Source organism: Tabrizicola sp. TH137 (assembly GCF_002855575.1).
Classification (GTDB): Bacteria; Pseudomonadota; Alphaproteobacteria; order Rhodobacterales; family Rhodobacteraceae; genus Paragemmobacter.
Genome location: NZ_PKRQ01000010.1, coordinates 12,455 through 35,466, shown reverse-complemented (window position 1 = coordinate 35,466; position 23,012 = coordinate 12,455). Strand labels below are relative to the sequence as shown.

General features: G+C 62.1%; 19 protein-coding genes and 1 pseudogene. 17 read left to right on the top strand and 3 right to left on the bottom strand.

Features of this window, described 5'->3' with window-relative positions:
• From istA to C0V75_RS23095, 3 genes are all read left to right on the top strand, one after another.
• The coding region (istA, locus tag C0V75_RS20920) for an IS21 family transposase (protein WP_101922936.1) at positions 1-1,097 on the top strand (1,097 nt) is incomplete at its 5' end.
• Complete coding sequence (istB, locus tag C0V75_RS20915; RefSeq protein WP_101922935.1) at positions 1,087-1,857, top strand: IS21-like element helper ATPase IstB; 771 nt, start codon at positions 1,087-1,089, stop codon at positions 1,855-1,857. The genes istA and istB, both read left to right, overlap by 11 nt.
• Before the next feature lie 44 nt (positions 1,858-1,901).
• On the top strand, positions 1,902-2,522 hold the full coding sequence (locus C0V75_RS23095; RefSeq protein WP_158241909.1) for a hypothetical protein: 621 nt from the start codon (positions 1,902-1,904) through the stop codon (positions 2,520-2,522).
• A gap of 274 nt (positions 2,523-2,796) precedes the next feature.
• Here the strand turns inward: C0V75_RS23095 and C0V75_RS20900 are convergent, their stop codons facing one another.
• The gene (locus C0V75_RS20900) at positions 2,797-6,144 is read right to left on the bottom strand and encodes a DEAD/DEAH box helicase (protein WP_101922933.1); all 3,348 of its coding nucleotides are present in this window, start codon (positions 6,142-6,144) and stop codon (positions 2,797-2,799) included.
• On the bottom strand, positions 6,137-6,826 hold the full coding sequence (locus C0V75_RS20895; RefSeq protein ID WP_254216552.1) for a hypothetical protein: 690 nt from the start codon (positions 6,824-6,826) through the stop codon (positions 6,137-6,139). Before C0V75_RS20895 ends, C0V75_RS20900 begins: the two co-directional genes overlap by 8 nt.
• Before the next feature lie 442 nt (positions 6,827-7,268).
• Here C0V75_RS20895 and C0V75_RS20890 point away from each other — a divergent pair, with 442 nt between their 5' ends.
• Positions 7,269-8,540, top strand: coding sequence for a site-specific integrase (locus C0V75_RS20890; protein ID WP_101922931.1), 1,272 nt, complete (start codon positions 7,269-7,271; stop codon positions 8,538-8,540).
• Between the two features lie 3 nt (positions 8,541-8,543).
• Here C0V75_RS20890 and C0V75_RS20885 read toward each other — a convergent pair whose 3' ends face one another.
• Entirely contained in the window at positions 8,544-9,167 is a 624-nt protein-coding gene (locus tag C0V75_RS20885; protein WP_254216551.1) for a hypothetical protein, read from the bottom strand.
• A 602-nt stretch (positions 9,168-9,769) separates the two neighbouring features.
• Between C0V75_RS20885 and C0V75_RS20880 the strand changes: the two genes are divergently transcribed.
• The 13 genes and pseudogenes from C0V75_RS20880 (at position 9,770) to C0V75_RS20825 (ending at position 22,686) form a co-directional block, all read left to right on the top strand.
• A complete protein-coding gene (locus C0V75_RS20880) occupies positions 9,770-10,018 on the top strand; it encodes an AlpA family transcriptional regulator (RefSeq protein WP_254216550.1) in 249 nt (82 codons plus the stop codon).
• On the top strand, positions 10,015-10,254 hold the full coding sequence (locus tag C0V75_RS20875; RefSeq protein WP_101922928.1) for a hypothetical protein: 240 nt from the start codon (positions 10,015-10,017) through the stop codon (positions 10,252-10,254). Before C0V75_RS20880 ends, C0V75_RS20875 begins: the two co-directional genes overlap by 4 nt.
• Entirely contained in the window at positions 10,251-10,646 is a 396-nt protein-coding gene (locus C0V75_RS20870) for a VRR-NUC domain-containing protein (protein ID WP_101922927.1), read from the top strand. The genes C0V75_RS20875 and C0V75_RS20870 overlap by 4 nt, the downstream gene beginning before the upstream one ends.
• Positions 10,643-11,650 carry a helix-turn-helix domain-containing protein gene (locus C0V75_RS20865; RefSeq protein WP_101922926.1) on the top strand — a complete coding sequence of 336 codons (1,008 nt, stop codon included), beginning with the start codon at positions 10,643-10,645 and terminating at the stop codon, positions 11,648-11,650. Before C0V75_RS20870 ends, C0V75_RS20865 begins: the two co-directional genes overlap by 4 nt.
• A 5-nt stretch (positions 11,651-11,655) precedes the next feature.
• Positions 11,656-12,135: pseudogene (locus C0V75_RS23810) on the top strand (DNA cytosine methyltransferase); the annotation flags it as partial.
• A gap of 31 nt (positions 12,136-12,166) precedes the next feature.
• Positions 12,167-12,739 carry a DNA methyltransferase gene (locus C0V75_RS23805; RefSeq protein WP_254216549.1) on the top strand — a complete coding sequence of 191 codons (573 nt, stop codon included), beginning with the start codon at positions 12,167-12,169 and terminating at the stop codon, positions 12,737-12,739.
• Positions 12,736-13,398, top strand: a complete 663-nt coding sequence (locus tag C0V75_RS20855; protein WP_101922924.1) for a hypothetical protein — start codon at positions 12,736-12,738, stop codon at positions 13,396-13,398. Before C0V75_RS23805 ends, C0V75_RS20855 begins: the two co-directional genes overlap by 4 nt.
• Before the next feature lie 120 nt (positions 13,399-13,518).
• Positions 13,519-13,728 carry a helix-turn-helix domain-containing protein gene (locus tag C0V75_RS20850; protein ID WP_101922923.1) on the top strand — a complete coding sequence of 70 codons (210 nt, stop codon included), beginning with the start codon at positions 13,519-13,521 and terminating at the stop codon, positions 13,726-13,728.
• A complete protein-coding gene (locus C0V75_RS20845; protein WP_101922922.1) occupies positions 13,721-16,786 on the top strand; it encodes a BPTD_3080 family restriction endonuclease in 3,066 nt (1,021 codons plus the stop codon). Before C0V75_RS20850 ends, C0V75_RS20845 begins: the two co-directional genes overlap by 8 nt.
• Positions 16,783-17,196, top strand: coding sequence for a hypothetical protein (locus tag C0V75_RS20840; protein ID WP_101922921.1), 414 nt, complete (start codon positions 16,783-16,785; stop codon positions 17,194-17,196). Before C0V75_RS20845 ends, C0V75_RS20840 begins: the two co-directional genes overlap by 4 nt.
• Positions 17,197-17,199: 3 nt before the next feature.
• Complete coding sequence (locus tag C0V75_RS20835; RefSeq protein WP_101922920.1) at positions 17,200-20,103, top strand: site-specific DNA-methyltransferase; 2,904 nt, start codon at positions 17,200-17,202, stop codon at positions 20,101-20,103.
• 4 nt (positions 20,104-20,107) lie between these two features.
• Positions 20,108-20,599 (top strand): GIY-YIG nuclease family protein, encoded by a 492-nt coding sequence (locus C0V75_RS22835; protein ID WP_143710478.1) that lies wholly within the window; start codon positions 20,108-20,110, stop codon positions 20,597-20,599.
• Entirely contained in the window at positions 20,596-22,686 is a 2,091-nt protein-coding gene (locus tag C0V75_RS20825) for a 3'-5' exonuclease (protein WP_101922918.1), read from the top strand. Before C0V75_RS22835 ends, C0V75_RS20825 begins: the two co-directional genes overlap by 4 nt.
• Positions 22,687-23,012 lie beyond the last annotated feature (326 nt).

Sequence of the window (23,012 nt, the reverse complement as noted above, 5' to 3'; positions counted from 1 at the left end):
GCACGAAGCTTCAAGTCGCCCATATCAAGCTGTCGCACAGTCGGGCCTTTCTCCTGCGCGCCTATCCTTTGCAGACCCATGAGATGCTGTTCGATGCCCACTGGCACGCGTTCCGGGTCTTCGGCGGCGTGCCGGAACGGGGCATCTACGACAATATGAAGACGGCGGTGGATCGTGTGGGCCGCGGAAAGGCCCGTGAGGTCAACATCCGCTTCTTGGCGATGGCGAACCACTATGTATTCGAGCCCGAGTTCTGCAATCCGGCGGCGGGTTGGGAGAAAGGGCAGGTCGAGAAGAATGTCCGTGACGCCCGTCACCAGATGTTGCAGTGCATGCCAAACTTCTCTGATCTTGCGGGACTGAACGCCTGGCTGGAAGAACGCTGCCACGACCTGTGGCATGAGACCGCCCATGGCACGCTGCCCGGAACCATCGCCGATGTCTGGGCGGCGGAACAGAGGACCTTGATGCCTCTGCCAGTGGCGTTCGACGGCTTTGTCGAGGTGAGTAAGCGTGTCTCACCCACCTGCCTGATCAGCTTCGAGCGCAATCGCTACAGCGTTCCGGCATCATTCGCGAACCGACCTGTCAGTCTGCGGGTCTATCCAGACCGGTTGGTCGTGGCGGCGGAGGGCAACATCCTGTGCGAGCATGTCCGCCTGATCCAGCGCAGCCACAAGTCGCCCCCGAAGACGATCTATGACTGGCGGCACTATCTGGCGGTTGTCCAAAGGAAGCCCGGGGCTCTTCGCAATGGCGCCCCCTTTCTGGAATTGCCATCTGCCTTCAGGCATTTGCAGGATCAGATGCTCCGTAAGCCCGGTGGTGATCGCGAGATGGTCGACATCCTCGCACTCGTCTTGCAGCACGATGAGCAGGCCGTGCTGACCGCCGTGGAACTGGCCTTGGCCGAGGGCGTGCCCACCAAGACCCATGTGTTGAACCTCCTGCACCGCCTTGTCGACGGCAAGGTGATCGGTGGTCCGCCACTGGATACTCCACAAGCATTGATCCTACGGCGTGAACCCAAGGCCAATGTGGAACGCTATGACGCCCTGCGCAGCCAGATCGCCGCAGGAGGTCGCCATGCGTCATGACCCTGCCGCAGGTGCCATTGTCATCATGCTTCGGAGCTTGAAGATGTATGGCATGGCCCAAGCCGTTGAGGATCTCATCGAACAGGGCGCACCTGCATTTGAAGCTGCCATCCCGATCCTGTCGCAACTGCTGAAGGCCGAACTGGCCGAACGAGAGGTGCGTTCCATCGCCTATCACATGAAGGCGGCCCGCTTCCCAGCCTACAAGGACCTCTCGGGCTTCGACTTCGCCGCAAGCGAGATCAACGAGGCCACTGTCCGGACGCTGCATCGCTGCGAGTTCCTCGACGGCGCGCAGAATGTCGTCCTGATTGGGGGACCGGGCACCGGCAAGACACATGTCGCGACGGCTCTTGGTATCCAGGCCATAGAGCATCACCGCCGCAAGGTCCGCTTCTTCTCCACCATCGAACTGGTCAATGCCCTCGAACAGGAAAAGGCCAAGGGTAAAGCAGGCCAGATTGCCGAAAGCCTGACCAAGCTCGACCTCGTGATCCTCGACGAGCTCGGATACCTGCCGTTCAGCGCCTCGGGCGGGGCGTTGCTGTTCCACTTGCTGAGCAAGCTTTACGAGCGCACCAGCGTTGCCATCACCACCAATCTCAGCTTCAGCGAATGGGCCACGGTCTTCGGTGACGCCAAGATGACTACGGCCTTGCTCGACCGTCTCACACACCGCTGCCACATCCTCGAAACCGGAAACGACAGCTTCCGCTTCAAAGCAAGTTCAGCCGCAGCAGCCCGAAAGAAGAAGGAGTGAAACCGTGCATTGACCCAAGCATGACACAAAATCCATAATCAAAGGTGGGTCACTTCTCGATGGAAAACCCGGGTCAGCTCTCAGTGGAAATCAACAATCTCCTGCTCGGGCGTGACGAACTGATTGCCGAGTTCGCCGGAAGTTTCCGCGCGGAAGTGGAACGGCAGCGCCGAAGCCGGACCGACAACCGCCCCGCCCTGCAGAAGGAGTTGGAGAAGGTCTCGCGCAGCATCGAGCGTGCTTTAGCCTTCATCCTCGAAGGTGATGGTGACCCGGGCAGTGTCCGCGCGAAGCTCAAGGAGCTTGAGACGCGCAAACGTGACCTTGAGCGCCAGCTGACACAGGCAGATCCCATCCCAGTCCTCGAGTTCCACCCGAACCTCGGCGAACTCTATAGCAGGAAAGTGCAAGACATCGGCACCTTGTTGACCCATGAGGCCTCGCGACCTCAGGCGATGGAGATCATCCGGAGCCTCGTGCAGCGGATCGAGGTAGCGCCCGGCGCAAAGCGGGGAGAGGCCCAGGTGACGCTTTACGGCGCCTTGGCATCGATCCTGGATTTCGCGCTGGGGGCGCAAAACACAAAAGCCACCGCGGACGGTGGCCTGTGTAGGGTTTTGCTGGTTGCGGGGGCAGGATTTGAACCTGCGGCCTTCAGGTTATGAGCCGAACCTCTTGATTTCTATGACCCCTTTGATTTCAGCAACTTAGCGAACACGTCTTTGAAATTGCGTGGTATTTCGAGAATGCTTGGCGTCTCTGGTCGGATTTCGACGGCTAGACGTCCGCCTAGGAACGCATTCGCGGGTTGACCAGACGTTGACAAGCGATGTTCATCAAAGGCGATACACCATCTCTATGTCACGTTGACCGGTCATGACGCGAAGGGCGGAGAACTGGCGTAAACTTCATCTTCTCGTCAGTCATTGTACCTCTGTGTCACAACTGGTTGCTGTCGAACGGACCCAGGTCAATATTCGAGAACGCCTCTATTGCCTGTTTGAGCTCCTTCCCCGCGCGAACCCTTTCCTTGAGATTTTCAAGCGTCTCGCCGCTTTTTGCTGCAGCCACATGCGGGCGCACCTCATCGAACGCCCGATGGGTCGCCCTTCGAGGCAAGGCTCCCCCCGACATCGAAAATGCTGCCATCTCTGCATCTCGAAGCCCTCGTCGAACGCAGACATGAGCGAGGAGGAGGGGGCCCGCACCCTCCACCGTATTTGGCTCAGATCCTCCTGGGGTGAATATCTGCATCATACGAGAAGGCAAACCCATCACGTGCGCCAGGTCGGGGATCATGCGAATGACAAACTTGCGGGCGTCAGGCGAGAACTCCGCCGAAGCCCCATTCTGCGATATCGTCGGCTGGATTTCTTTCAGTGGCGCGCCGTCCATCCATTGTCGCAGAGCCGCCTTAATCTTGGGGACCGCGTACTTCGCTTTTTCTGCATCAGATGCCAGGCCTCCGTAGGTCTTCCCAAAGAGATCTTCGAAGGTCGAGGGCTTAATCATTCGGAAAAGGTGGCCTGGATTGGCCTCCACCCATGAGAACATCCACTCGCAGATCCCTGCCACCGTGCTTGCCATGTCATCTGGGGCGGCGGCAAGCGCGTCGGACAAAGCTTTGAGCACGTCCTCTGGGAGACCCACCATGGAGGCGAGGTCTCGGTATCTCTGATGCAGCACGACAGCATCTTCATCGGCGCCGGACATGACAGACAGGGCGGCCTCAGTACGGCTCGCGACCCACTGTTCGTCACCCGCCTTACGCTTTAGGAACGCCGTGAGACTCCGGGACAGATCGACCCGAGGCGAGCCTCCGTCTTCGCCCTCTGAGGGCGTTTCCATTAGACGGCTGACGACATACCGTTCCAGATCTCCGGCGTCCTCCGCCTTGTGATGGACACGGTCCATAACGGCTTCGAATGGGTCCTCGAGCACCAAGCACTGATCGGACTGGCTGAAGACCTCCCGGAGCTGCGTCCATTGCTCACCAATCGTTCCCTCTTCATCTGACAGGGGAACAACCTTTCCAGGAACAATCAGCACTATACCCGACGCACTTTGACCCGCGCGTCCTGCCCGCCCAGCGGCATTCAGCAACGCAGCGGCATCGAGAAGGTCGCGACGGTTCGTTTCACGATCGAAGCGGCTGTCTTCAGCGATGATCACCAAATCAGCAGGTAGATTCATCCCCTGCGCCAAGGTCGGGGTCGCTGCGAGTACCCGCAGGCCGTCGTCCCTACCGTAAAGCCTCTCCGCCAAATCTCTTTCGTAGGGAAGCAAAAGGCCATGATGTGCCGTCGCGGCGCTTTGCAGAAGATCGCTCTCGACGGCGAGATAAACATCACCCGCGTCGCCCATTTCATCGACTGCCGTCTCGTATAGTTCCTTTTCGGCTGTAGTGAGTTCGGTCGGTGGAGCGTCGATGAGTGCCGATGCCTTTTTGGCGATCGACCATGCGTTCGGGATTGACTGGGAGAATACAAGGGTCCGGAGTCCAGCCTTTGATGCCGATGCCGCGATGTGCGACGCAAGCTCACCCGAGTTTGGGGTGAGGCTCCAGCGGTCGTTCGTAGTTAGCAGAACCTGATGATCCAAGAGCGAGAGCAGGGCGTAATCGTCGCGTTTCATCGAGGCCCATGTCTGTTTCAGACTGAACAGTCCTAATGGGGACGCGTGTAGATCCCTCTTGAGCCCCACAGGAGGAAATTTTGTCGTCTTATTCCTCCAGGCCTCCCCTATTTTCAGGTTCAGATGTTCGATTTCGTTTGCCTGATAGACGACGCAGCCCCGCAACTGCCGGGTTGGTTTCCAAACGTCGTCAAGGGGGATTGATCTACGCCCTTTCAGTTCTCCCCCAGTCAGCTCCCCAAGCCATTCAGCGATTTCAGCCGTGTTCTTCATCATCGCCGATAGGAGGACGAGGTCAGCCTCCGGGGCGACTCGCGTGAAGCGAATTAGGCAGAGCATCGCGTCGATGGCTCGCCGATCCCCGTCAGTCTTCGGATGAATCAAATGGCATTCGTCGAAGATCAGCAATCCGACGTCCGCGAAGCTATCAGGCTCGATGTGACTCGCGTAGAGGCATGCCTCCGGGGTCATAACAAGTATGTCTGGCAGCTCTTCGAGCAGCGTGCCTTCCTCAAACTCCTCTGCTCGCTGTCCTTTAACATTGGTTTTCGGGAAGGCAGCCCGCAGATCCCGGGCCGTCTGATCGACCAGCGCATGGGTCGGCGCGAGGAAAACCACCTTCAGGTTTCGCAGGAGAGCTGCGTGGATCTTCAGTTGAGCGGTAGTCGATTTACCTGCGCCTGTCGGAAAGCCAACAGCACAGGATGTACCTGGTTCGAGATAGCCTGCCCTGATTGCGGCAAGATGGTTAGTCCAGAGGTATGGCCTCTTCTTCGCGATTCGTGCCATCGAATGATGCCAGCGATCCGCAGGCACACCGTTCGGCGGGTTGATATTTATGACTGCCGCCTCGAGAAGTGCCGAAGTCGCCGTTTCGAGAAGCCGCGCCAGGTGGAACGGACCTGGAAACGAGGCGATCGGCATCGGTGGCAAGCCTTCGATTGCAATGGCATCGTCTGGTTTCGCTGACCTGGCGACGCCACGAAAGATCGCGGCAGGTCGGTCCCGATCCGCGTCCGGAATGCCTCCCAAGACAGCCGCGAGGGCACGGACGCCTTCGAGAAGTCGATGGTACAACGCATTCGCGGCTCGCGTGCCATCGACGCCTTCGCCAGCGACCAGCTCGGTGGCCGGACGTCGCTCCTGGTTGAGGATTGTCCCAATCATTCCACGCGCTAACCAGCCGAGGTTCAGTACGAGTTCGTGCTGAAGCCGATCTTCCGCCGGTGACCGAAGCGCCCGCGCGACCTCGGTGGCGTCGGCAGACGAGCCTGCGATCAAAAAAAGCAGCATTGCAGACACGTCGGAACTGATCGCGTCCGCTGTGAATGTAGTAGTCCTCGAAGCCAAGCCGAGAAGAGCTTCGGCCTGGTGAACAAGTTGATGCGCGGACGCTGCCACGAAGCTTGCAGCACGACGGTTTTCGCGCTCAGGACTCGTCGTAACCAACACCTCATTGGTCGCGGCGAGCTTACGCGCGAACGCGATGGTCTCGCTGATGTCGCCCGCAGGGGTCTCGGTATCGCGCAATGCGATGCGGGCCGACACGATCTCAGCAAACGCTTGCGACAGTTGTTCCGGCAACCGATCTCGATCGAGGCCGGGAAGGTCTGGGGCGGATCGGATCAGATCGGCCGTCCTCTCGTCATACATTGATGGCGGCCTCCTCGGCATCGATGATGGCGGTTGCCCTGACGGCGATGCTTTCGAACCACGGCCGGAGATTCCGAACTTGGAAGGCCTCCGCCCGGCGACGGTCGATCGCGCCGGAGACTGCCGCCTCGTAGCCCTTGTAGAGAGCCTTGAGGCCTTTCTCCGAAGCGTGTGTGTCGTCGATCGTTACCGCAACCCTGTAGGCCCGCTTCTCCGTCCACAAGATGGCGGCCACCACGGCATCGGGATTGGGATGCCCAGCACCCGCAAGCAACGTTGAGACACCATCGACGAGTTCGGCATCCCGTCTGCCCGTCTCAAAGTCTCGAAACTCGGGCCAAACCCGATCCCGGACCATGGTTCGAGCATTACCCGTTGCCTTCTCCTCAGAGATCACGACGCGTGCGATTTCCGTGTCGTCAAACTCTACCAAGAGGCCATCGAGGCCCTTGTCTGCGTGCCGCATATGTGGCGAGCGGATCAAGGCCGACCTGCCTGCGCGGTGAGCGGCGATCCAAGAGATGACCTGGAACATCCATCCATCACGATGTGACGGGTCACCACTTGGGCCGACCTTGAGGAGGTTGCGCGCACCTTCGTAACCGCCCAATGGGTAGCCAATTTGAACCAGACCATCCTCGTGCAGAATGCGCTCGGCAACTCGGGCTTGGCCGATGGCCACTCGAGAAAGCAGCCCAGCCAACGCATTTTCGTCTTCGATCCTCCAGGTAGACCCAGTCCATAGCTCACCCTCTCGGATCGGCGTCAGCGCAATTACCATGGTGGTCAGTCATCTCTTTTAGGGCGGAGTACCGCCGAGAGGATATCGACATCTCGAATATTTAGGGGTGTTCCTAGCCCAATGATCATGCCGCGGAGCATGGGCCGCAACCATCCGAGTTGCAACTACCGGAGTGAGCCTCGATCCATTCACAACTTAAGGCAAACACATAGCTACTATCCCAGCGCACTGGTCCAGTTCGCTCAACCCCTGTGTCTTCTGGCCCGGAACGCTCATCCCCCCCCAATTCCACCTTCCGCCTGTATTCCGGCCCCGGCCCCGTGGTCCGACTTGCTAGTGGCGCGGGTCTACGCCTGTGTCGTCGGGCAAGGAGGCTTGATGGATGGTCAAACGACTGAAACTGAATGAGAAAACCCTGCGCGAGGCGGAACCCAAGCCCGGCGTCAGCTATCAGATCTTCGACACAGAGGTGATCGGCTTCGCCGCCCGGGTGCAGGCCTCGGGCGCGCGGACCTTCACCATCGACTACCGGCATGCCGGTCGGCAGCGGCGGATGACCATCGGGCGCTGGCCTGAATGGAGCGTCACGGCCGCGCGCGAACGCGCCAAGGAACTGCGCCGCGCCATTGACGAGGGGCAGGATCCTCTGGCGGCGCGCGACGAGTGGCGCGGGGCCCCGCGCGTCACGGACATGATCGACCGCTACATCGCCGAGCATCTGCCGAAACTGGCCAAGACCAATGCGGGCGATCAGGTCTCGATGCTGAAGAAGATGGTCGAACCGGCCTGGGGGAACCGGCTGGTGACGGAGATCACCAAGTCCGACGTCGCGAAGTTCCTCGATTTCGTGGCCGAGGGGCGGCCACGTCCCTGCAAGGCAAAGCCCAACAACCGGGCCCGCAAGCTGCAGGGTCACAAGCCCACCCCGATCCGCGCCAACCGCATGGGCGAGGTGCTGCGCAAGATGTTCACGCTGGCGATGGAATGGGAATGGCGGACGGACAACCCCGCGCAGGGGTTTTATCGGCGCATCGAACACGCCCGCGAACGGTTCCTGTCACCGGAAGAACTGACCCGGCTGGCGGCCGTGCTGGATGCCGCCGAGGATCAACGCGCTGCGGCGATCATCCGCATGTGCATGCTGACCGGCGCCCGGGTGGGCGAGGTCCGAACAGCGCGGTTCGAACAGTTCAACCTCGACTATGCCATCTGGTCGAAGCCCGCTTCGACCACCAAGCAGCGCAAGATCCACCGCGTGCCGATCTCGCAGGACGTCGCGGCCATCGTGCGGCTGCGCCAGCAGGCGGTGCCACGCGGGAACCCGTGGCTGTTCCCCGGCGACACTGTCGGCCAGCCCGTGCGGGAAATCCGCCGCTTCTGGGCCAAGGCACAGAAGGACGCCGGGCTGGCCGACGTCCGCATCCATGACCTGCGCCACACCTTTGCCTCGCTCTTGGTCAGCGGCGGCGCGTCGCTGGAAATGATCGGCAAGCTCTTAGGCCACAGCCAGATGCAGACCACCCAGCGCTATGCGCACCTGATGGATTCGCCGCTACGTGCAGGCGTAGACACGGTGGCCAGCCTCCTGCGCCCGCGGCCGCGCCTTGTGCATGACGCGGCGCAGGACGGGGTTGACCTGCCGAAATCGGCCTGACGCTCACGCGGCATCCTCGCCGCGCAACCTGCGCCAGAGCGAAGACAGCCGCTTGCGGATGGTGCTTTCATCCGGCACCTCGCCCGATTTCGAGTTCTGGACGAACCAGTCCTGCACCAGCGAGACAAGCGCGGTCTGGGTGTCGGGCACTCCCTTCTCGAACAGGAACCACGTCAGCCACGCGTACATCGCATCCCAATCGTACCGCGGGCTGGCCCCAACTGAGGAAGCCGGGCGCCGCAGCAGATCGCGCTCTTCCTCGAAGGCCTGCAGCGTTCCGGCATCGAGGAGGAGGTCGGAGGACCGGACCAGCAAGCCCTCGGCCGGATCGGTGATCGTGAGCCAGGCCTTGCTGCCGAATGGCATGACCCGCCTGAGCCTCGACTGTTCATCGCTCGGGCCGATCCGCCGGAACATGCCCATCAGTTCAGCCATGGGCACTTGAACCATTCCGGCCACCGTCTCCGCACCGCAGACGACCGGGGGTATGCCCACCACGACGTGCAGATGGCCCGCCGCCGCCCAGCCCGCCACATCGGCAGGGGGACAACCCCAGCGCACGGCGATTTCGTAGATGGAGTGGAAGGCAACAGGCGGCAGGGGCATCGGGAAACTCCTTTCAGACATGCGGCATCCTTCGGCCAGGGCCGTCGGCATGCAGGTTACAAATGACCCGACGCGCGAGGCGCGCGGGCCCACGGGGTGGAGAGCACGTCGTCGAGGAAAACCGCCTGTAAGCCAGAGCCGCACCGTCACCGGCGCGTGCATCCGACTGTGTTCGTCTTTTCGATTCTTATGGACTGCTCAACCAAGAAATTACGCATCCAGAAGGCGAGCGCGCAACCACAAACCTGTGCTGCTCGCCACGAACAAAGAAAGAACCTGTGGATATCATCGAGCGCCTTCGGAACCCGACCGGAACAGCACGTTCCGGCAATTCCGGCCCCGTCAGGACCGGCCAATCCGTCCGAAAGCCGGTCAGATCGCCCGGCCCGGAGGGAGTGGTAACGCACGCGCACAGTTCACCGCCCGGAGCCGCCTCGGATGATCGCCGTGGAGGCGGCTGCGTGCAGTAGCATCGACCACCCACAAGCCCCAAAACACAATGAAAACAGGGGCGGAATAGGTCCTCCACCTTCAATTCCATCTTCCGCCTGTCTTCCGGTCCTCGCGCTCTGCTTCGCTGGATTGACCCCCGCAAGAGGGGTGCCGCGCGAATGGAGCAGCCCATGAAAGACATTCTGACCGATCCCGACGAAGATTTCCCCGACCTGCTGGCCGACTGGATCAGCCGCGAGAAGCTGGCCCGGGCGCTGGGCCTGACGGCCGACACGCTGTCCCGGTGGGAAGCCCGCCGCCAGGGACCGCCCTGCACACGCATAGGTCGAAAGACCTTCTATCGCCGCGCCGCCATCCAGGAGTGGATCCGGTCGCAGGAACAGGCCCATCCGGTGCGCAAGACGCGGGGGCGGTCATGACCATCCACCCTCGCAATTCCGCCTGGCCCTCCGACCGAGTGGCCGAGGCCCGCGCTGTCATCGCCGATGTCGCGCATCACAGCGATCTGCTCATCCGCCTCGCCTGCAATGTGCTCGCCCAGCATGGCGAGACCCCGGGTGAGCGCGCCGATGCCCAGCGCCTGCTGGTGGTCGTCGATGCGCGGCGGGGGGTAGCGCGTGCCCAGCGCGAAGATCAGGGGAGGGCCGCGAGATGATGCGCCGTGGCACCCCCGAAGCCGATCTGCAGCGCGCCGTCGTGCAGGCGCTGCGCATCGCCCTGCCCCGCACCGCCATCATCCATCACTGCGCCAACGAGGTGACCGAGGCCGGGTCCCGCGGGGCCAAGCGCCAAGCGATCCTTGTCGGCATGGGCGTCCATGCCGGGTTCGCGGACCTGATGGTCCTGAGCGACGGCCGCGTCCTGTTCCTCGAGTTGAAGGCGCCGAAGGGGCGCCTGCGGCCGGAACAGGAGGCATTCCGTGATGCCGTTCTGGCGCAAGGGTTCGGCTGGGCGCTGGTGCGCAGTCTCGACGATGCGCTGGGCGCGCTGGCCGATCACGGGTTCACCACGCGCATCGCCCCTGCCCCGCGGAGGCCCGCGCCATGAGCCACGAGGCCACCAACTGGGCCATCAAGCAGCGCGGGCTGAAGCCGACGACCAAGATCGTGCTCTGGCACCTCTGCGACCGGTTCAACCCGGATTACGGCTGCTTCCCCTCGCAGGACCGGCTGGCGCATGACTGCGAGATCAGCCGGTCCACGCTGAACGACCACCTTGGACAGCTGGAGGCGGTGGGCCTATTGCGGCGGGTGCCGCGGCTTGACCCCGCGACTAAGCGACAGCTGCCGACCCGCTACATCCTGGGGTTCGAGCCGGGCTTCACACCTGTAGCGGTGGTACCGTGTCCAGAAATCGGACACGGACAGGATCAGGGCGTAGAAAGCCGCGACAGTACCGATGTTTGTGACGATGACGGCATGGCCGATGCCTTGCCGTGTCCGGATTTCGGACACGGGAACGACGCGAGAGCCGTGTCCGATTTTTCGGACGAGCCGTGTCCGGAAAAAGCCGAAAGCCGTGTCCGGATTTCGGACACTAACCCTGTAAGGGAACCTCTAAGTAAACCAGTAAAGGAGGAGGAGGGTGCGCAGGCGCGCGCGGCGATTTCTGATGCGGTTTTCAGGGACCTGCTTGATGCGCTGGGCCTCGACCCGGGCGCGCTGCCCGGCTGGTGGCAAGGCTGGCCGCCCCGGCTGCACGTTCAGCGCTGGCGCGACGAACTGGGACTGACCGAGGCGGAGATCATCGCTGCAGCCGAGGCATCCCGCGATGAGCATCCCGAACCGCCAGACGGGCCGAAGGCGCTGGACCGGGCGATGCAGCGCGCAGCCCAGCGCAAGGTCGAGGATGCCGGGCGGAAGCGCCGGAAGCCCAAGGCAGCCCCCGCCCCGGCTACGAAGCCGATCACGGACCTGCCCGCCTTCTACGCCGATCTGGTCAACTCCGACCGCTACCTGCCGGTCAGCGCGATCAGCAACACCATGCGCGATGCCATGCTGGCCCGGGGGCTGGTGACAGTCGAACGCCTGCGCGAGCGCGGGGTGCGGTGAATGGCATGGTGCTTCGTCCCCGGCACGGACTCTCCCTCTGCGCAGGCGGCGGAGGCCTTGATCTGGGCCTCATGCTCGCCGAACCCGGCTATCACACCCGCGCCTTCGTCGAATGGGAGGACTGGCCAAGGGCGGTCCTCATCGCCGCCCAGCGCGCGGGATACTTCGCCCCGGCCCCGATCTGGACCGACCTGCGGACGTTCGACGCCCTTCCCTTCCACGGCGCCTTCGATGCCGTCCTCGCAGGCTATCCCTGCCAGCCTTTCAGCGCGGCCGGGAAGCGCGGCGGCGCCGACGATCCCCGCCATCTCTGGCCTGATGTCGCCCGCGTCATCTTTGAGCTCCGCCCCGAATGGGTCTTCCTCGAAAACGTCGCCGGTCACGTCACTCTCGGCCTTGAAACCGTCCTGCGAGAGCTTTGGGGATTGGGCTATTCGCCTGCGGCGGGCCTGTTCTCGGCGGCAGAGGTCGGCGCGCCGCATGAGCGGCTGCGCATCTTCATCCTGGCCCACACCAATGAGCCTGCATCCCGGCACCGGCCGCTACAACCCGGCCGGGAACAGCGACTTCACGAGGAAGGCGGAAGCGCTGGCGCTGGGCATCGCGAAGGCCCTGCCGAACCATTGGCCGACCCCGGCAGCACAGAACTGGAAGGGCAGTTCGGAGGCCAGCGTCACCCGCAGCGACGGCAAATCCCGGATGGATCTGCTGCACTACCGGGCGGAGCAGGGCTTCACCCCCCCGGCCCCGGCGACCTCGCCCGATGGGCCGCGATCCTTGCCGCACGCCCCGATCTCGCGCCCGCTCTGGGCTTCGATGATTGCCTCGCATGGGCGCGCCGTCTCGCGGCGGATCCTGAAGGGCCGGGCGCGGCGGCGGCTGAACCCGCTCTTCGTCGGATGGCTGATGGGCTGGCCCATCGGGCACGCGCTTTGCGCGTGCTCGGCAACGGAGTTCACCCTTTGGCAGCAGCACATGCGTGGCGCTCTCTCGCAGCTGCCCATGGCCTCCGGCCCGTGGATCTGGCGGCCGACGGACCAGGCCCAGCGCCCGGCGCAGATGGATTTCCTTGAAGGATTGCAGTCATGAGTTTCCACGGCCGCGTCAGCGGCACCAGGATCAAGCGCGCGCTGGGCGTGCAAGCGGCGCTGGAATGGGCGTTCCGGATCGAGCAGGCGCAGCTGGAACTGCCCCTTCCCAAGGACGTCACCGAGGAGGGCTTTGGCTTCGGCCTCGAATATGTCCTCCTCCAACGCGCCGCTTTGGGCTGCAAGATCGACGGCGGCCAGCACAAGATCGGCGGCTACACCCACGAAGACGCCGAGGTTATCGCGGCCACCGTTGCCGGGATCCCCGACAGCCTCGGCGGCAAGCGCATGGCGATCCGCGTCGCCGAACTGGCCCGCGCCGGGCTGACCCCGGACTGGATGCCCGGCGCCGTCCCGCGCTGCGTGCCGACCATCGTCAAGCAGAACCAGCACGGCACGCACGCGGGCGCCATCGTCGTAGGTACCGAGCGCGTCTGCGTGCGCGGCCCGGGCGCGCGCGCCACGTGGAAGACCGTCGATATCCTGGCCTGCCCCGTCACCTTCTCTCCCCACCCGCAGCAGATCGACGCTGCCCGTCGCGGCTATGACGACTGGTGGCAAGCGCTGGGCTGGGTCCGCGAGGGACTTATCGCGGGCGGGATGCTACGCGAGGTCGAGGTGACGGTGGCGATGCCGAAGGCGCGGCCGTGGCTGAGGTAAGGGGATCGTAGGCTCGAAGAAACTGATTGGCCTGCGCGCAACCTGTAGCAATCATATCCTAGTAATGTTTGGCGAAGTCTGGCACGCTCCCCCTCATCACATTCGAGAGGGAGCAGGTCCATGACGGACCCCATTCTCACTTTGCCAGAGGTCGCCATTTTGTTGAAGGTTGCAGAGAAGACTGTCTACACGATGGCGCAAACAGGCCAGATCCCGGCGTTCAAGGTTCGAGGCCAATGGCGGTTCAAGCACGACGATATTGATCAGTGGATCGACGAACAGAAGGCGGTGGTGAAGGGGAACGCTGCAAAGGACTCCCCCAATGTCTGAACAGTTCTTCGAAAAGCCGATCCTGAATTCCCCCTACGAATACCCCGGCCGCCATTGGGAACTAGACACTGACGGTCAGCCGACGAACCGCATCATCGAGACCAGGCGCCGCTCAGACCTGATTACGCCGGTCCCCAAAACGAAAAAGCAACGGCAAAGCCAGAAGCAGGGCGCTCTGCTGCTCGGTGCCGATGACGATCTTTCGACCGCAGATCAGGAGTACAACCCCACCCCGATCATCAACGAGGTTCGGGGATATGTCGAAACGTGGCGCAATCTTCCGAACCCTGACCAGTGGCTCGTGACACCGGAAACAGCCCGACTGCTGCAACATTGGCGACACCACAAGTTCGAGGGCGTCCGCCCCTTCTTCTGCCAGATCGAAGCCGTCGAAACCGCGATCTGGTTGACCGAGGTCGCGCCGAAGATGGGGCCGCGCGTCGCCAAGTTCTGGGCGCACATCAAGGGAGCCAATGAGCAGGCCAATCCCGAACTGATGCGCCTTGCGTTGAAGCTCGCGACCGGGGCGGGCAAGACCACCGTCATGGCGATGCTGATCGCGTGGCAGACGGTTAACGCCGTGCGACACCCGAACAGCAAGCAGTTCTCCAGCCGGTTCCTGATCGTCTCGCCTGGCATCACGATCCGGGACCGTTTGCGCGTCCTGCTGCCGAACGACCCTGAAAGCTACTATCGTTCGCGCGAGATCACGCCGCCCGACATGCTGCGCGACATCCAGGCAGCCAAAATCGTGATCACAAACTATCACGCATTCAAGCTGCGCGAAAAACTGGTGATCGCCAAAGGCACCAGGCAGGCACTGGAGGGCTGGCGCGGCGAAAAAGTCCAGACGCTGGAGACCGAGGGCGAGATGATCCAAAGGGTCATGGGTGACCTGATGGGCCAGAAGAACATCGTCGTTCTGAACGATGAGGCGCATCACTGCTATCGCGAGCGGGTAAAGGATGCCGTTGGCGAAACCGAAGACGACTTGAAGGGCGACGAAAAAAGCGAGGCCAAGGAGAACAACGAGGCCGCCCGCATGTGGATATCCGGCCTTGAAGCGGTCAAGCGGAAGCTTGGCATCAGCCTCGTCTACGACCTGTCGGCCACACCGTTCTTCCTTCGAGGCTCAGGATACATCGAAGGCACGCTGTTTCCCTGGACGATGTCCGACTTCTCGCTGATGGACGCCATCGAATGCGGGATCGTAAAGTTGCCGCGCGTGCCGATTGCAGACAACGTGCCGGGCGGCGATACGCCAAAGTTCCGCAATCTCTGGGACCACATCGGCAAGAAGCTCCCCAAAAAGGGACGTGCGGCAGGCAAGGCGCTTGATCCGTTCAGCCTGCCGGTCGAGCTGCTGACCGCATTGGAAGCCCTCTACGGTCATTACGAAAAGACCTTCCAGCTTTGGCAGGACAAGGGGATCGGCGTACCGCCGGTGTTCATCGTCGTCTGCAACAACACGGCGACTTCAGAACTGATCTACAAATACATCTCGGGTTTTGATCGGGTCAGCGACGACGGCACCGAGACCACCCTTGAGAATGGCCGCCTTGCCCTGTTCCGGAATTACGACGACTTCGGCAACCGCATGCCGCGGCCGAACACAATCTTGATCGATAGCGCTCAGCTCGAGTCCGGCGAGGCGCTCGACAAGGATTTCCGCGAAATGGCGGCTGTCGAAATCGAGCAGTTCAAGCGCGAGATGGTCGAGCGGACGGGCGACATCACGGCTGGCGACAAGATCGACGAATCCACCCTGCTGCGCGAGGTCATGAACACCGTCGGCAAGAAGGGTCGCCTCGGGGAACAGATCCGCTGTGTAGTCTCGGTCTCCATGCTGACCGAAGGGTGGGACGCGAACACCGTCACCCACGTTCTTGGCGTCCGCGCCTTCGGCACGCAGCTCTTGTGCGAACAGGTGATCGGCCGCGCGCTGCGCCGCCAATCCTATGAACTGAACGACGAGGGGCTCTTCAACGTCGAATATGCCGATGTCCTGGGCATTCCATTCGACTTCACCGCGAAACCGGTAATCTCCCCCCCGGCGGCTCCGCGCGAAACCGTCCGCGTCCACGCCGTTAAGCCTGATCGCGACGCGCTGGAAATCACCTTCCCCCGTGTCGAAGGCTATCGGGTCGAATTGCCGGATGAACGGCTTGAGGCAAGTTTCAGCCCTGACCATATCCTGGAACTGACCCCGCAGCTTCTCGGCCCCTCCACAACCACTAACCAGGGGATCATCGGCGAAGGCGTTGACCTGACCCTGGAGCAGCCGGAGGACCTGCGCCCTTCCACCATCATGTTCCGCCTCGCACGCCACCTGATCACTCACAAGTATCGCGACCATGGCGAGGCCCCGAAACTTCACCTCTTCGGCCAGATGAAGCGCATCACACGCCAATGGCTAGATGGCGGCTACCTGCGTTGCACAGGCGGAACCCACATGGGCCAGGTTCTCTATCCGGAAATCGCCGACATGGCGGCCGAGCGGATCAAGGCGGCCATCACGGAATCCCTCAAGGGCGAGAACCAGATCAAGGCGATCCTCGACGCCTATAATCCCACCGGCACGACCGCCTACGTCAACTTCACCACTTCCAAGGCGCTGCGCTGGCAGACCCGCCCCGACAAGTCCCACGTCAACTGGGTCGTCTGCGACAGCGATTGGGAGGCCGAGTTCGCCCGCGTCGCCGAAAGCCACCCGCGCGTTCTGTCCTACGTCAAGAACCAGGGGCTTGGCCTCGAGGTGCCCTACCTCTCCGGCTCCACCCCGCGCAAATACCTGCCCGACTTCATCGTCCAGGTCGACGACGGCAAGCCCGACCCGCTGAACCTGATCGTCGAGATCAAGGGCTACCGCGGCGAGGATGCGAAGGACAAGGCGAACACCATGCGCGCCTATTGGGTGCCGGGCGTCAACAACCTCGGCAAGTTCGGTCGCTGGGAATTCGCGGAATTCACAGCGGTCTACGAGATGGAGGATGAGTTCGACAAACTGCTCGAATCCCTCGGCGCGGGCCCGGCCCGGCAAGGGGCCTTGATCGAATGAACAACCATCGCGCCTGGACGACACTGAAGTATTGGTGTGAACGTATCGACGGGAAACCTCCCTCGACGTGCAAGATCGAGACAAGGCCAAGGCTCGAAGCTGACAGGCTGTCCTGGTGGTATGCGGCCCCGGCAGCGCACAATCCTGACACCCCGCGCAACATCGCGTATCTTGCGGCCTACGTCGAACTCGCCGGTCCGCGCATTCCGATGCGGGGCATCTACTTCTGTTTCAACGGATATCTTCACCTTGACCGGGCCGTGATGCGTTCGCTTCATGCCGGTGGCTTGGTGAAGGACGAGCGCCGCTGGTTTGTGCTGACTGACGCTGGCAGTGCGCGGCTTGCACCTTGGTTGACGCAGGATGGTAATCATTTTCGCCGGGTGACCGGCACGGAACAGAAGGGCTGACCCATGGCCAAGAAACCCATCGAGGTCGAAACCCTCACCCACGACGCCACGCGCAAGAACATCCCGACGGCTGAGTTCGAAAGCCTCATGCGCGATCAGGACAAGACGCCCATCCAGCTGGCCTACGAACGTCGCAACCGCGACCTTGACCCGCAGCTGGTCTGGCGCGGCAAGGATGAGCAGGACTGGTCCGACCTGATCGTTCAGGCCCCGCCGCTGTATATTCAGGAAAAGGTCCACCCCAAGGTCATCATCGACGATCTGAAACGCGAATCCGCCAACCGCGCCAAGGCGGCCAAGGACGCCCCGCAGTTCGACATGTTCGCCGATTTCAACGGCCTGCCCGATGCCGAGGCCGCGACCGAGTTCTACCAGCACGATCAGCACTGGTCGAACCGGATGATCTCGGGCGACAGCCTGTCGGTGATGGCCAGCCTCGCCGAGCGTGAGGGGCTGCGCGGGCAGGTGCAGTGCATCTATTTCGACCCGCCCTATGGCATCAAGTTCAACTCCAACTTCCAGTGGTCTACCACCTCGCGCGATGTGAAGGATGGCGACAAGACCCATGTGACGCGCGAACCCGAACAGGTCCGCGCCTTTCGCGATACCTGGAAGGACGGCATCCATTCCTACCTGACCTACCTGCGCGACCGGCTGACCGTGGCGCGCGATCTGCTGAGCGAGACCGGCAGCATCTTCGTGCAGATCGGCGACGAGAACGTCCACCGCGTGCGGGCGCTGATGGATGAGGTGTTTGGTGAAGACAACGTCTTAGGCCAAATCGCTTTCAGCAAAACTTCAGGCCTTGCCTCAAAGGATAGGCTGGCAACCAACTTCGATTACATCCTCTGGTTCGCCAAAGATGCAGTCAAATCGAAGTATAGAGAGCTGTTCACCCAGTTGGATATTGAAGAAGAAGCATCTTCATATCGGAAGTTCGTTCTTCCCGATGGAACGCGACACAGCTTCATCAAGAAAGAAAATGATCGCGAAACGGCAACCTCGGAAGGCGCGAGGTTCTTCCGCCCCGAAAACCTGACAAAACCGGGACCGGGTCGCAAATTCGAGTTTCCCATGGAGGGCCGTTTCTTTGGACCGAACAAACGGTGGTTCGGCACTACTCCGGAAGGAATGGAGCAGCTCAGGAAAGCTAACCGACTGGACGTAATCGGGAATACCTTGGTCTTCGTAAAGTATTTCGACGACAGCAGCACCCGTCGCAGGAATAACTTTTGGAGCGACACGGCATTCGCTGGCTTCAACGAGGATAAGATCTATGTCGTGCAGACCTCACAAAAGGTCATCGAACGCTGCATCCTGATGACCACCGACCCCGGCGATCTGGTGCTCGATCCCACCTGCGGCTCTGGCACCACGGCCTATGTCGCCGAACAATGGGGGCGGCGCTGGATCACCATCGACACCTCTCGTGTCGCCGTGGCCCTGGCCCGGTCCCGCCTGATGGGCGCGCGCTATCCCTATTACCTGCTGGCCGACAGCCCCGAAGGCCAACAGAAAGAGGCCGAGGTCACCCGCTCCGTCCCCAAATCCACCCCCACCCACGGCAGCATCCGCCAGGGCTTCGTCTATGACCGCGTGCCGCACATCACGCTGAAATCCATCGCCAACAACGCCGAGATCGACGTGATCTGGGACCGGCTCCAGCCCGCCGTCGAGGACGCCATCACAGCCCTGAACGCCGCCCTTGCGGGCCATTCCACCCCCTTCAAGGTGGAAACCGGCGGCCGCGCAGGCGCGAAGATCGACTTCACTGCGAGCGGGCAGGTCAAGCTCCCCTCCGGCGAAATGGCCCCGGCAAACGGTTTCATGGAATGGGAAATCCCGCGCGAGGCCCCCCAAGGCTGGCCCGCCCCAGCGCAAGCCGCCCTGAAACGGTTCTGGGAGGCGCGCATCGCCCGCCAGCGCGAGATCGACGCCAGCATCGCGGCCAAGGCGGATTTCGAATACCTCTACGACAAGCCCTTCATCGACAATACCAAGACCCGCGTCGCAGGTCCCTTCACCGTGGAAAGCCTGTCGCCCCACCGCACCCTCGCCGTCGATTGGGATGACGAGCTGATCGACACCTATGAGGCCGCCGAGGGCAAGCGCAAGGCGGCCGAGGCCCCGCGCGACTTCACCGACTTCGCCCACATGATCCTGGAAAACCTGAAAGCCGCAGGCGTGCAGCAGGCGCACAAGGAGGACCGGATCACCTTCACCAGCCTGAAGGGGTGGCCCGGCAACTGGATCGCAGCCGAGGGCACCTTCATGGAAGGCGACACCCAGCGCCGCGCGGGCGTGTTCATCGGGCCGGAGTTCGGCACGGTTTCCCGCCCCGATCTGGTCGCCGCCGCGCGCGAGGCGGGCGACGCCGGTTTCGACGTGCTGATCTGCTGCGCCTTCAACTACGACGCCCATAGCAGCGAGTTCGACAAGCTGGGCCGCATCCGCGTGCTGAAGGCCCGGATGAACCCCGACCTGCACATGGGCGGTGATCTGAAATCCACCGGCGCGGGCAACCTGTTCGTGATCTTCGGTGAGCCGGACATCCGGATCACCGATGCGGGGGATGGCATGGTGCAGGTCCAGGTCTTCGGCGTGGACGTATTCAAGCCGCAGACCGGTGAGGTGCAGAGCGAAGGCACCGACGGCATCGCCCTGTGGATGCTGGACACCGACTACAACGAGGAATCCTTCTTCGTCCGCCACGCCTATTTCCTCGGCGCCAACGACCCCTACAAGGCGCTGAAGACCACGCTGAAGGCCGAGATCGACGAGGAGGCCTGGGAGAGCCTGTATTCCGACACATCGCGGCCGTTCCCAAAGCCGAAGTCGGGGCGGATCGCGGTGAAGGTGATCAACCACCTCGGGGACGAGGTGATGAAGGTGTTTGCGGTGGAGTGAGGGAATGCTGATCAGGAACTACGGTCTCTTTTGGGTCCGAGACGACGTCGACTGGGGCGGTCGTGGCCGTGGTAATGGCGGACAACTTTTGGGCTGGACTGGCCGAAGGGGCGCTGCTGCTGTTGATTTTCGGCAGCAGCGAGGCATTTACGTCCTCTATGACGACAACTTCAAGATCGTCTACATAGGCCAAACAGGAGCAGGCAACCAAAGGCTCTTGGTGAGGCTAAGAAATCATAGATTCGATCACCTTGCACAGAGATGGAGCCGATTTTCATGGTTCGGCACTTCTCCTGTTGCTGGCGGTCAACTCGACCTTAATGCTGCGGTTAGGCCGCCAGCCATCAACGAGATCCTCAACCATATAGAGGCAATTCTTATTGCATCGGCTGAACCCCCTCTCAATCTTCAGCGAGGCCGATTTGGGGAAGAGGTCGAAAGATATATTCAGTTTGTCGACGATGACGACGACGGCATTGACGACGAGGACCAATGAATTTCCGGATAGCCGACACCTTCACAGGCAGCCTTGGCCGCTTGACTGCTCAAGAGCAGAAAGCTGTTAAGACGACTGCCTTTGATCTTCAGATCAACCCTTCGGCACCGGGCCTGTCCTTTCACAAGCTGGACCGCGCCAAGGACTCGAACTTCTGGTCGGTGCGGGTGAATGCTGACATCCGAATCATCGTACATCGCACCCCCGCCAGCATCTTGCTGGTCTATGTCGATCACCACGACGACGCCTACAAATGGGCTGAACGGCGGAAGATCGAGCGCCACCCGACGACGGGCGCCATGCAGTTGGTCGAGGTGCGCGAGCGGGTCGAAGAGGTGGAAATCTTCAAGGCCAAGGAGGTGGCCGCAACACCCGCGCTTGCCACCACGCCCGCAGCCCGACTGTTCGACAATCTGCGCAAGTTCGAATTGATGGCCTTTGGCGTGCCCGAGGAATGGGTGAATGACGTCCGGGCGGCCACCGAGGACACGCTGTTCGACATCATCGAGCACTTGCCCCAAGAGGCACAGGAAGCTCTGCTGAAACTGGCTGTGGGCGAGAAACCGCAACCGCCCGAACCTGCTCCGGTCGAAGCCGATCCCTTTGCTCACCCGGACGCCCAGCGCCGCTTCCGCGTTCTGGCCAACGCAGAAGAACTGAAGCAGGCGCTCGACTATCCGTGGGACAAGTGGGCGGTCTTTCTGCATCCGGCCCAGGCTGACCTTGTCGAGCGATCCTTCTCCGGTCCGACCCGAGTTTCGGGTTCGGCCGGGACAGGAAAAACCATCGTGGCGCTGCATCGTGCGGTCCATCTTGCCCGCGCCAATCCTTCTGCCAAGGTCTTGCTGACGACGTTCTCCAAGCCGCTGGCGAATGCCCTGCGCAGCAAGTTGGCCAGCCTCGTGGGCAATGAGCCCTTGGTTTCGGCGCGGATTGTCGTGAAGGCGGTCTCGGCAGTTGGGTATGACCTTTATTCCGAGCGGTTTGGGCAGCCGCAGATCGCACCTGCTGCATTGGTCAAGTCGCTGATCGCGAAAGCAGCGGCTGAAGTCGAAGGACACAGGTTCTCGACCCAGTTCCTGATCGGAGAGTGGAACGACGTCGTGGACGCCTGGCAGCTTCGGTCGTGGGAAGATTACCGTGACGTCTCGCGGCTCGGTAGGAAGACTCGGATCGGCGGCAAACAGCGCGAAGCCCTTTGGACCATCTTTGAACGCGTCCGTGCTGGGCTAAGGGAACGCGGCGTTGTAACATGGTCGGACGTTTTCGGCCGTCTGGCAGACAGTTTCGGCCAAGGCAGCGCACGCCCTTACGACTTCGCCGTGATCGACGAGGCGCAGGACCTGGGTGTGACGGAGGCGCGGTTCTTCGCCGCCATGGCAGCAGGGCGAAGCGACGGTCTCTTCTTCGCCGGAGATCTTGGCCAGCGCATCTTTCAACAGCCCTTTTCCTGGAAGGCGCTTGGCCTTGATGTCCGCGGCCGCTCTTTCACCCTGCGCATCAATTACCGCACGTCACATCAGATCCGCACACATGCCGATCGACTCCTGCCGTCAACCGTTTCGGATGTGGATGGCAACACGGAAGGGCGGCGCGGCACTGTGTCGATGTTCGACGGACCTCCGCCGATGGTCTTGGCCTGCAACGATGAGGGTCACGAATGCCGCGCGGTTGCAGGATGGATCACGGATCGACTGAAGGAGGGCTGCGCACCGCGCGAGGTTGGTATTTTCGTCAGGTCTGACGCGGAACTGAAACGTGCGCGTGCTGCCGCGAAAGCTGCGGGCGTTCGCGCGGTCGAATTGAGTGAAAAGGTCGAAGTGGAGGACGGGGCAGTCGCCATCAGTACAATGCACTTCGCGAAGGGGCTGGAGTTCCGGTCGGTGGTGGTCATGGCCTGCGACGACGAAGTGATCCCGCAATCAGAGCGGATCGAGTCAGTGGCTGACGACGCGGACCTCGAGGAAGTCTACAACACGGAACGGCACCTGCTCTATGTTGCCTGCACAAGGGCGAGGGATCACCTGCTGGTGACCGGCGTAACTCCCGTGTCGGAGTTCGTCGACGACTTCCTCAAGGGCAACTGACCGACGCGGTCGGACCGCCCCCCTCCTTTGGTTCCTCCCCGGCCGTGAACGTATGCGGGGGGGCGCAGCGCGGCGGTTCGCTAGCGTGAGGCGTTTTCACCGGGGAAGCCAGGCAGAAGCCACCTTGCGCGCTGATGCCGGAAATCTTGAGTCAGATCAGCGGCTTGCGGAATCACGATCTGGCTGGGGTGGATTCCCGTCGGGAAGCCAGGGAAGCCACCTCCGGGGAAGCCAGGTGGCCGGAAGCCACCACAGGATGCCAGTTCGTTAGAAGCCGTTGAATCCACTTCATTTTTCGAGTTGACAGACCTGCCCCCATTGACCTA

Coding starts and splice junctions, on each gene's coding strand:
- istB (WP_101922935.1), top strand. CDS start 1,087: ATGCGTCATGACCCTGCCGCAGGTGCCATTGTCATCATGCTTCGGAGC.
- C0V75_RS20900 (WP_101922933.1), bottom strand. CDS start 6,144: ATGTATGACGAGAGGACGGCCGATCTGATCCGATCCGCCCCAGACCTT.
- C0V75_RS20890 (WP_101922931.1), top strand. CDS start 7,269: ATGGTCAAACGACTGAAACTGAATGAGAAAACCCTGCGCGAGGCGGAA.
- C0V75_RS20885 (WP_254216551.1), bottom strand. CDS start 9,167: ATGTCTGAAAGGAGTTTCCCGATGCCCCTGCCGCCTGTTGCCTTCCAC.
- C0V75_RS20880 (WP_254216550.1), top strand. CDS start 9,770: ATGAAAGACATTCTGACCGATCCCGACGAAGATTTCCCCGACCTGCTG.
- C0V75_RS20875 (WP_101922928.1), top strand. CDS start 10,015: ATGACCATCCACCCTCGCAATTCCGCCTGGCCCTCCGACCGAGTGGCC.
- C0V75_RS20870 (WP_101922927.1), top strand. CDS start 10,251: ATGATGCGCCGTGGCACCCCCGAAGCCGATCTGCAGCGCGCCGTCGTG.
- C0V75_RS20865 (WP_101922926.1), top strand. CDS start 10,643: ATGAGCCACGAGGCCACCAACTGGGCCATCAAGCAGCGCGGGCTGAAG.
- C0V75_RS23805 (WP_254216549.1), top strand. CDS start 12,167: ATGAGCCTGCATCCCGGCACCGGCCGCTACAACCCGGCCGGGAACAGC.
- C0V75_RS20855 (WP_101922924.1), top strand. CDS start 12,736: ATGAGTTTCCACGGCCGCGTCAGCGGCACCAGGATCAAGCGCGCGCTG.
- C0V75_RS20850 (WP_101922923.1), top strand. CDS start 13,519: ATGACGGACCCCATTCTCACTTTGCCAGAGGTCGCCATTTTGTTGAAG.
- C0V75_RS20845 (WP_101922922.1), top strand. CDS start 13,721: ATGTCTGAACAGTTCTTCGAAAAGCCGATCCTGAATTCCCCCTACGAA.
- C0V75_RS20840 (WP_101922921.1), top strand. CDS start 16,783: ATGAACAACCATCGCGCCTGGACGACACTGAAGTATTGGTGTGAACGT.
- C0V75_RS20835 (WP_101922920.1), top strand. CDS start 17,200: ATGGCCAAGAAACCCATCGAGGTCGAAACCCTCACCCACGACGCCACG.
- C0V75_RS22835 (WP_143710478.1), top strand. CDS start 20,108: ATGCTGATCAGGAACTACGGTCTCTTTTGGGTCCGAGACGACGTCGAC.
- C0V75_RS20825 (WP_101922918.1), top strand. CDS start 20,596: ATGAATTTCCGGATAGCCGACACCTTCACAGGCAGCCTTGGCCGCTTG.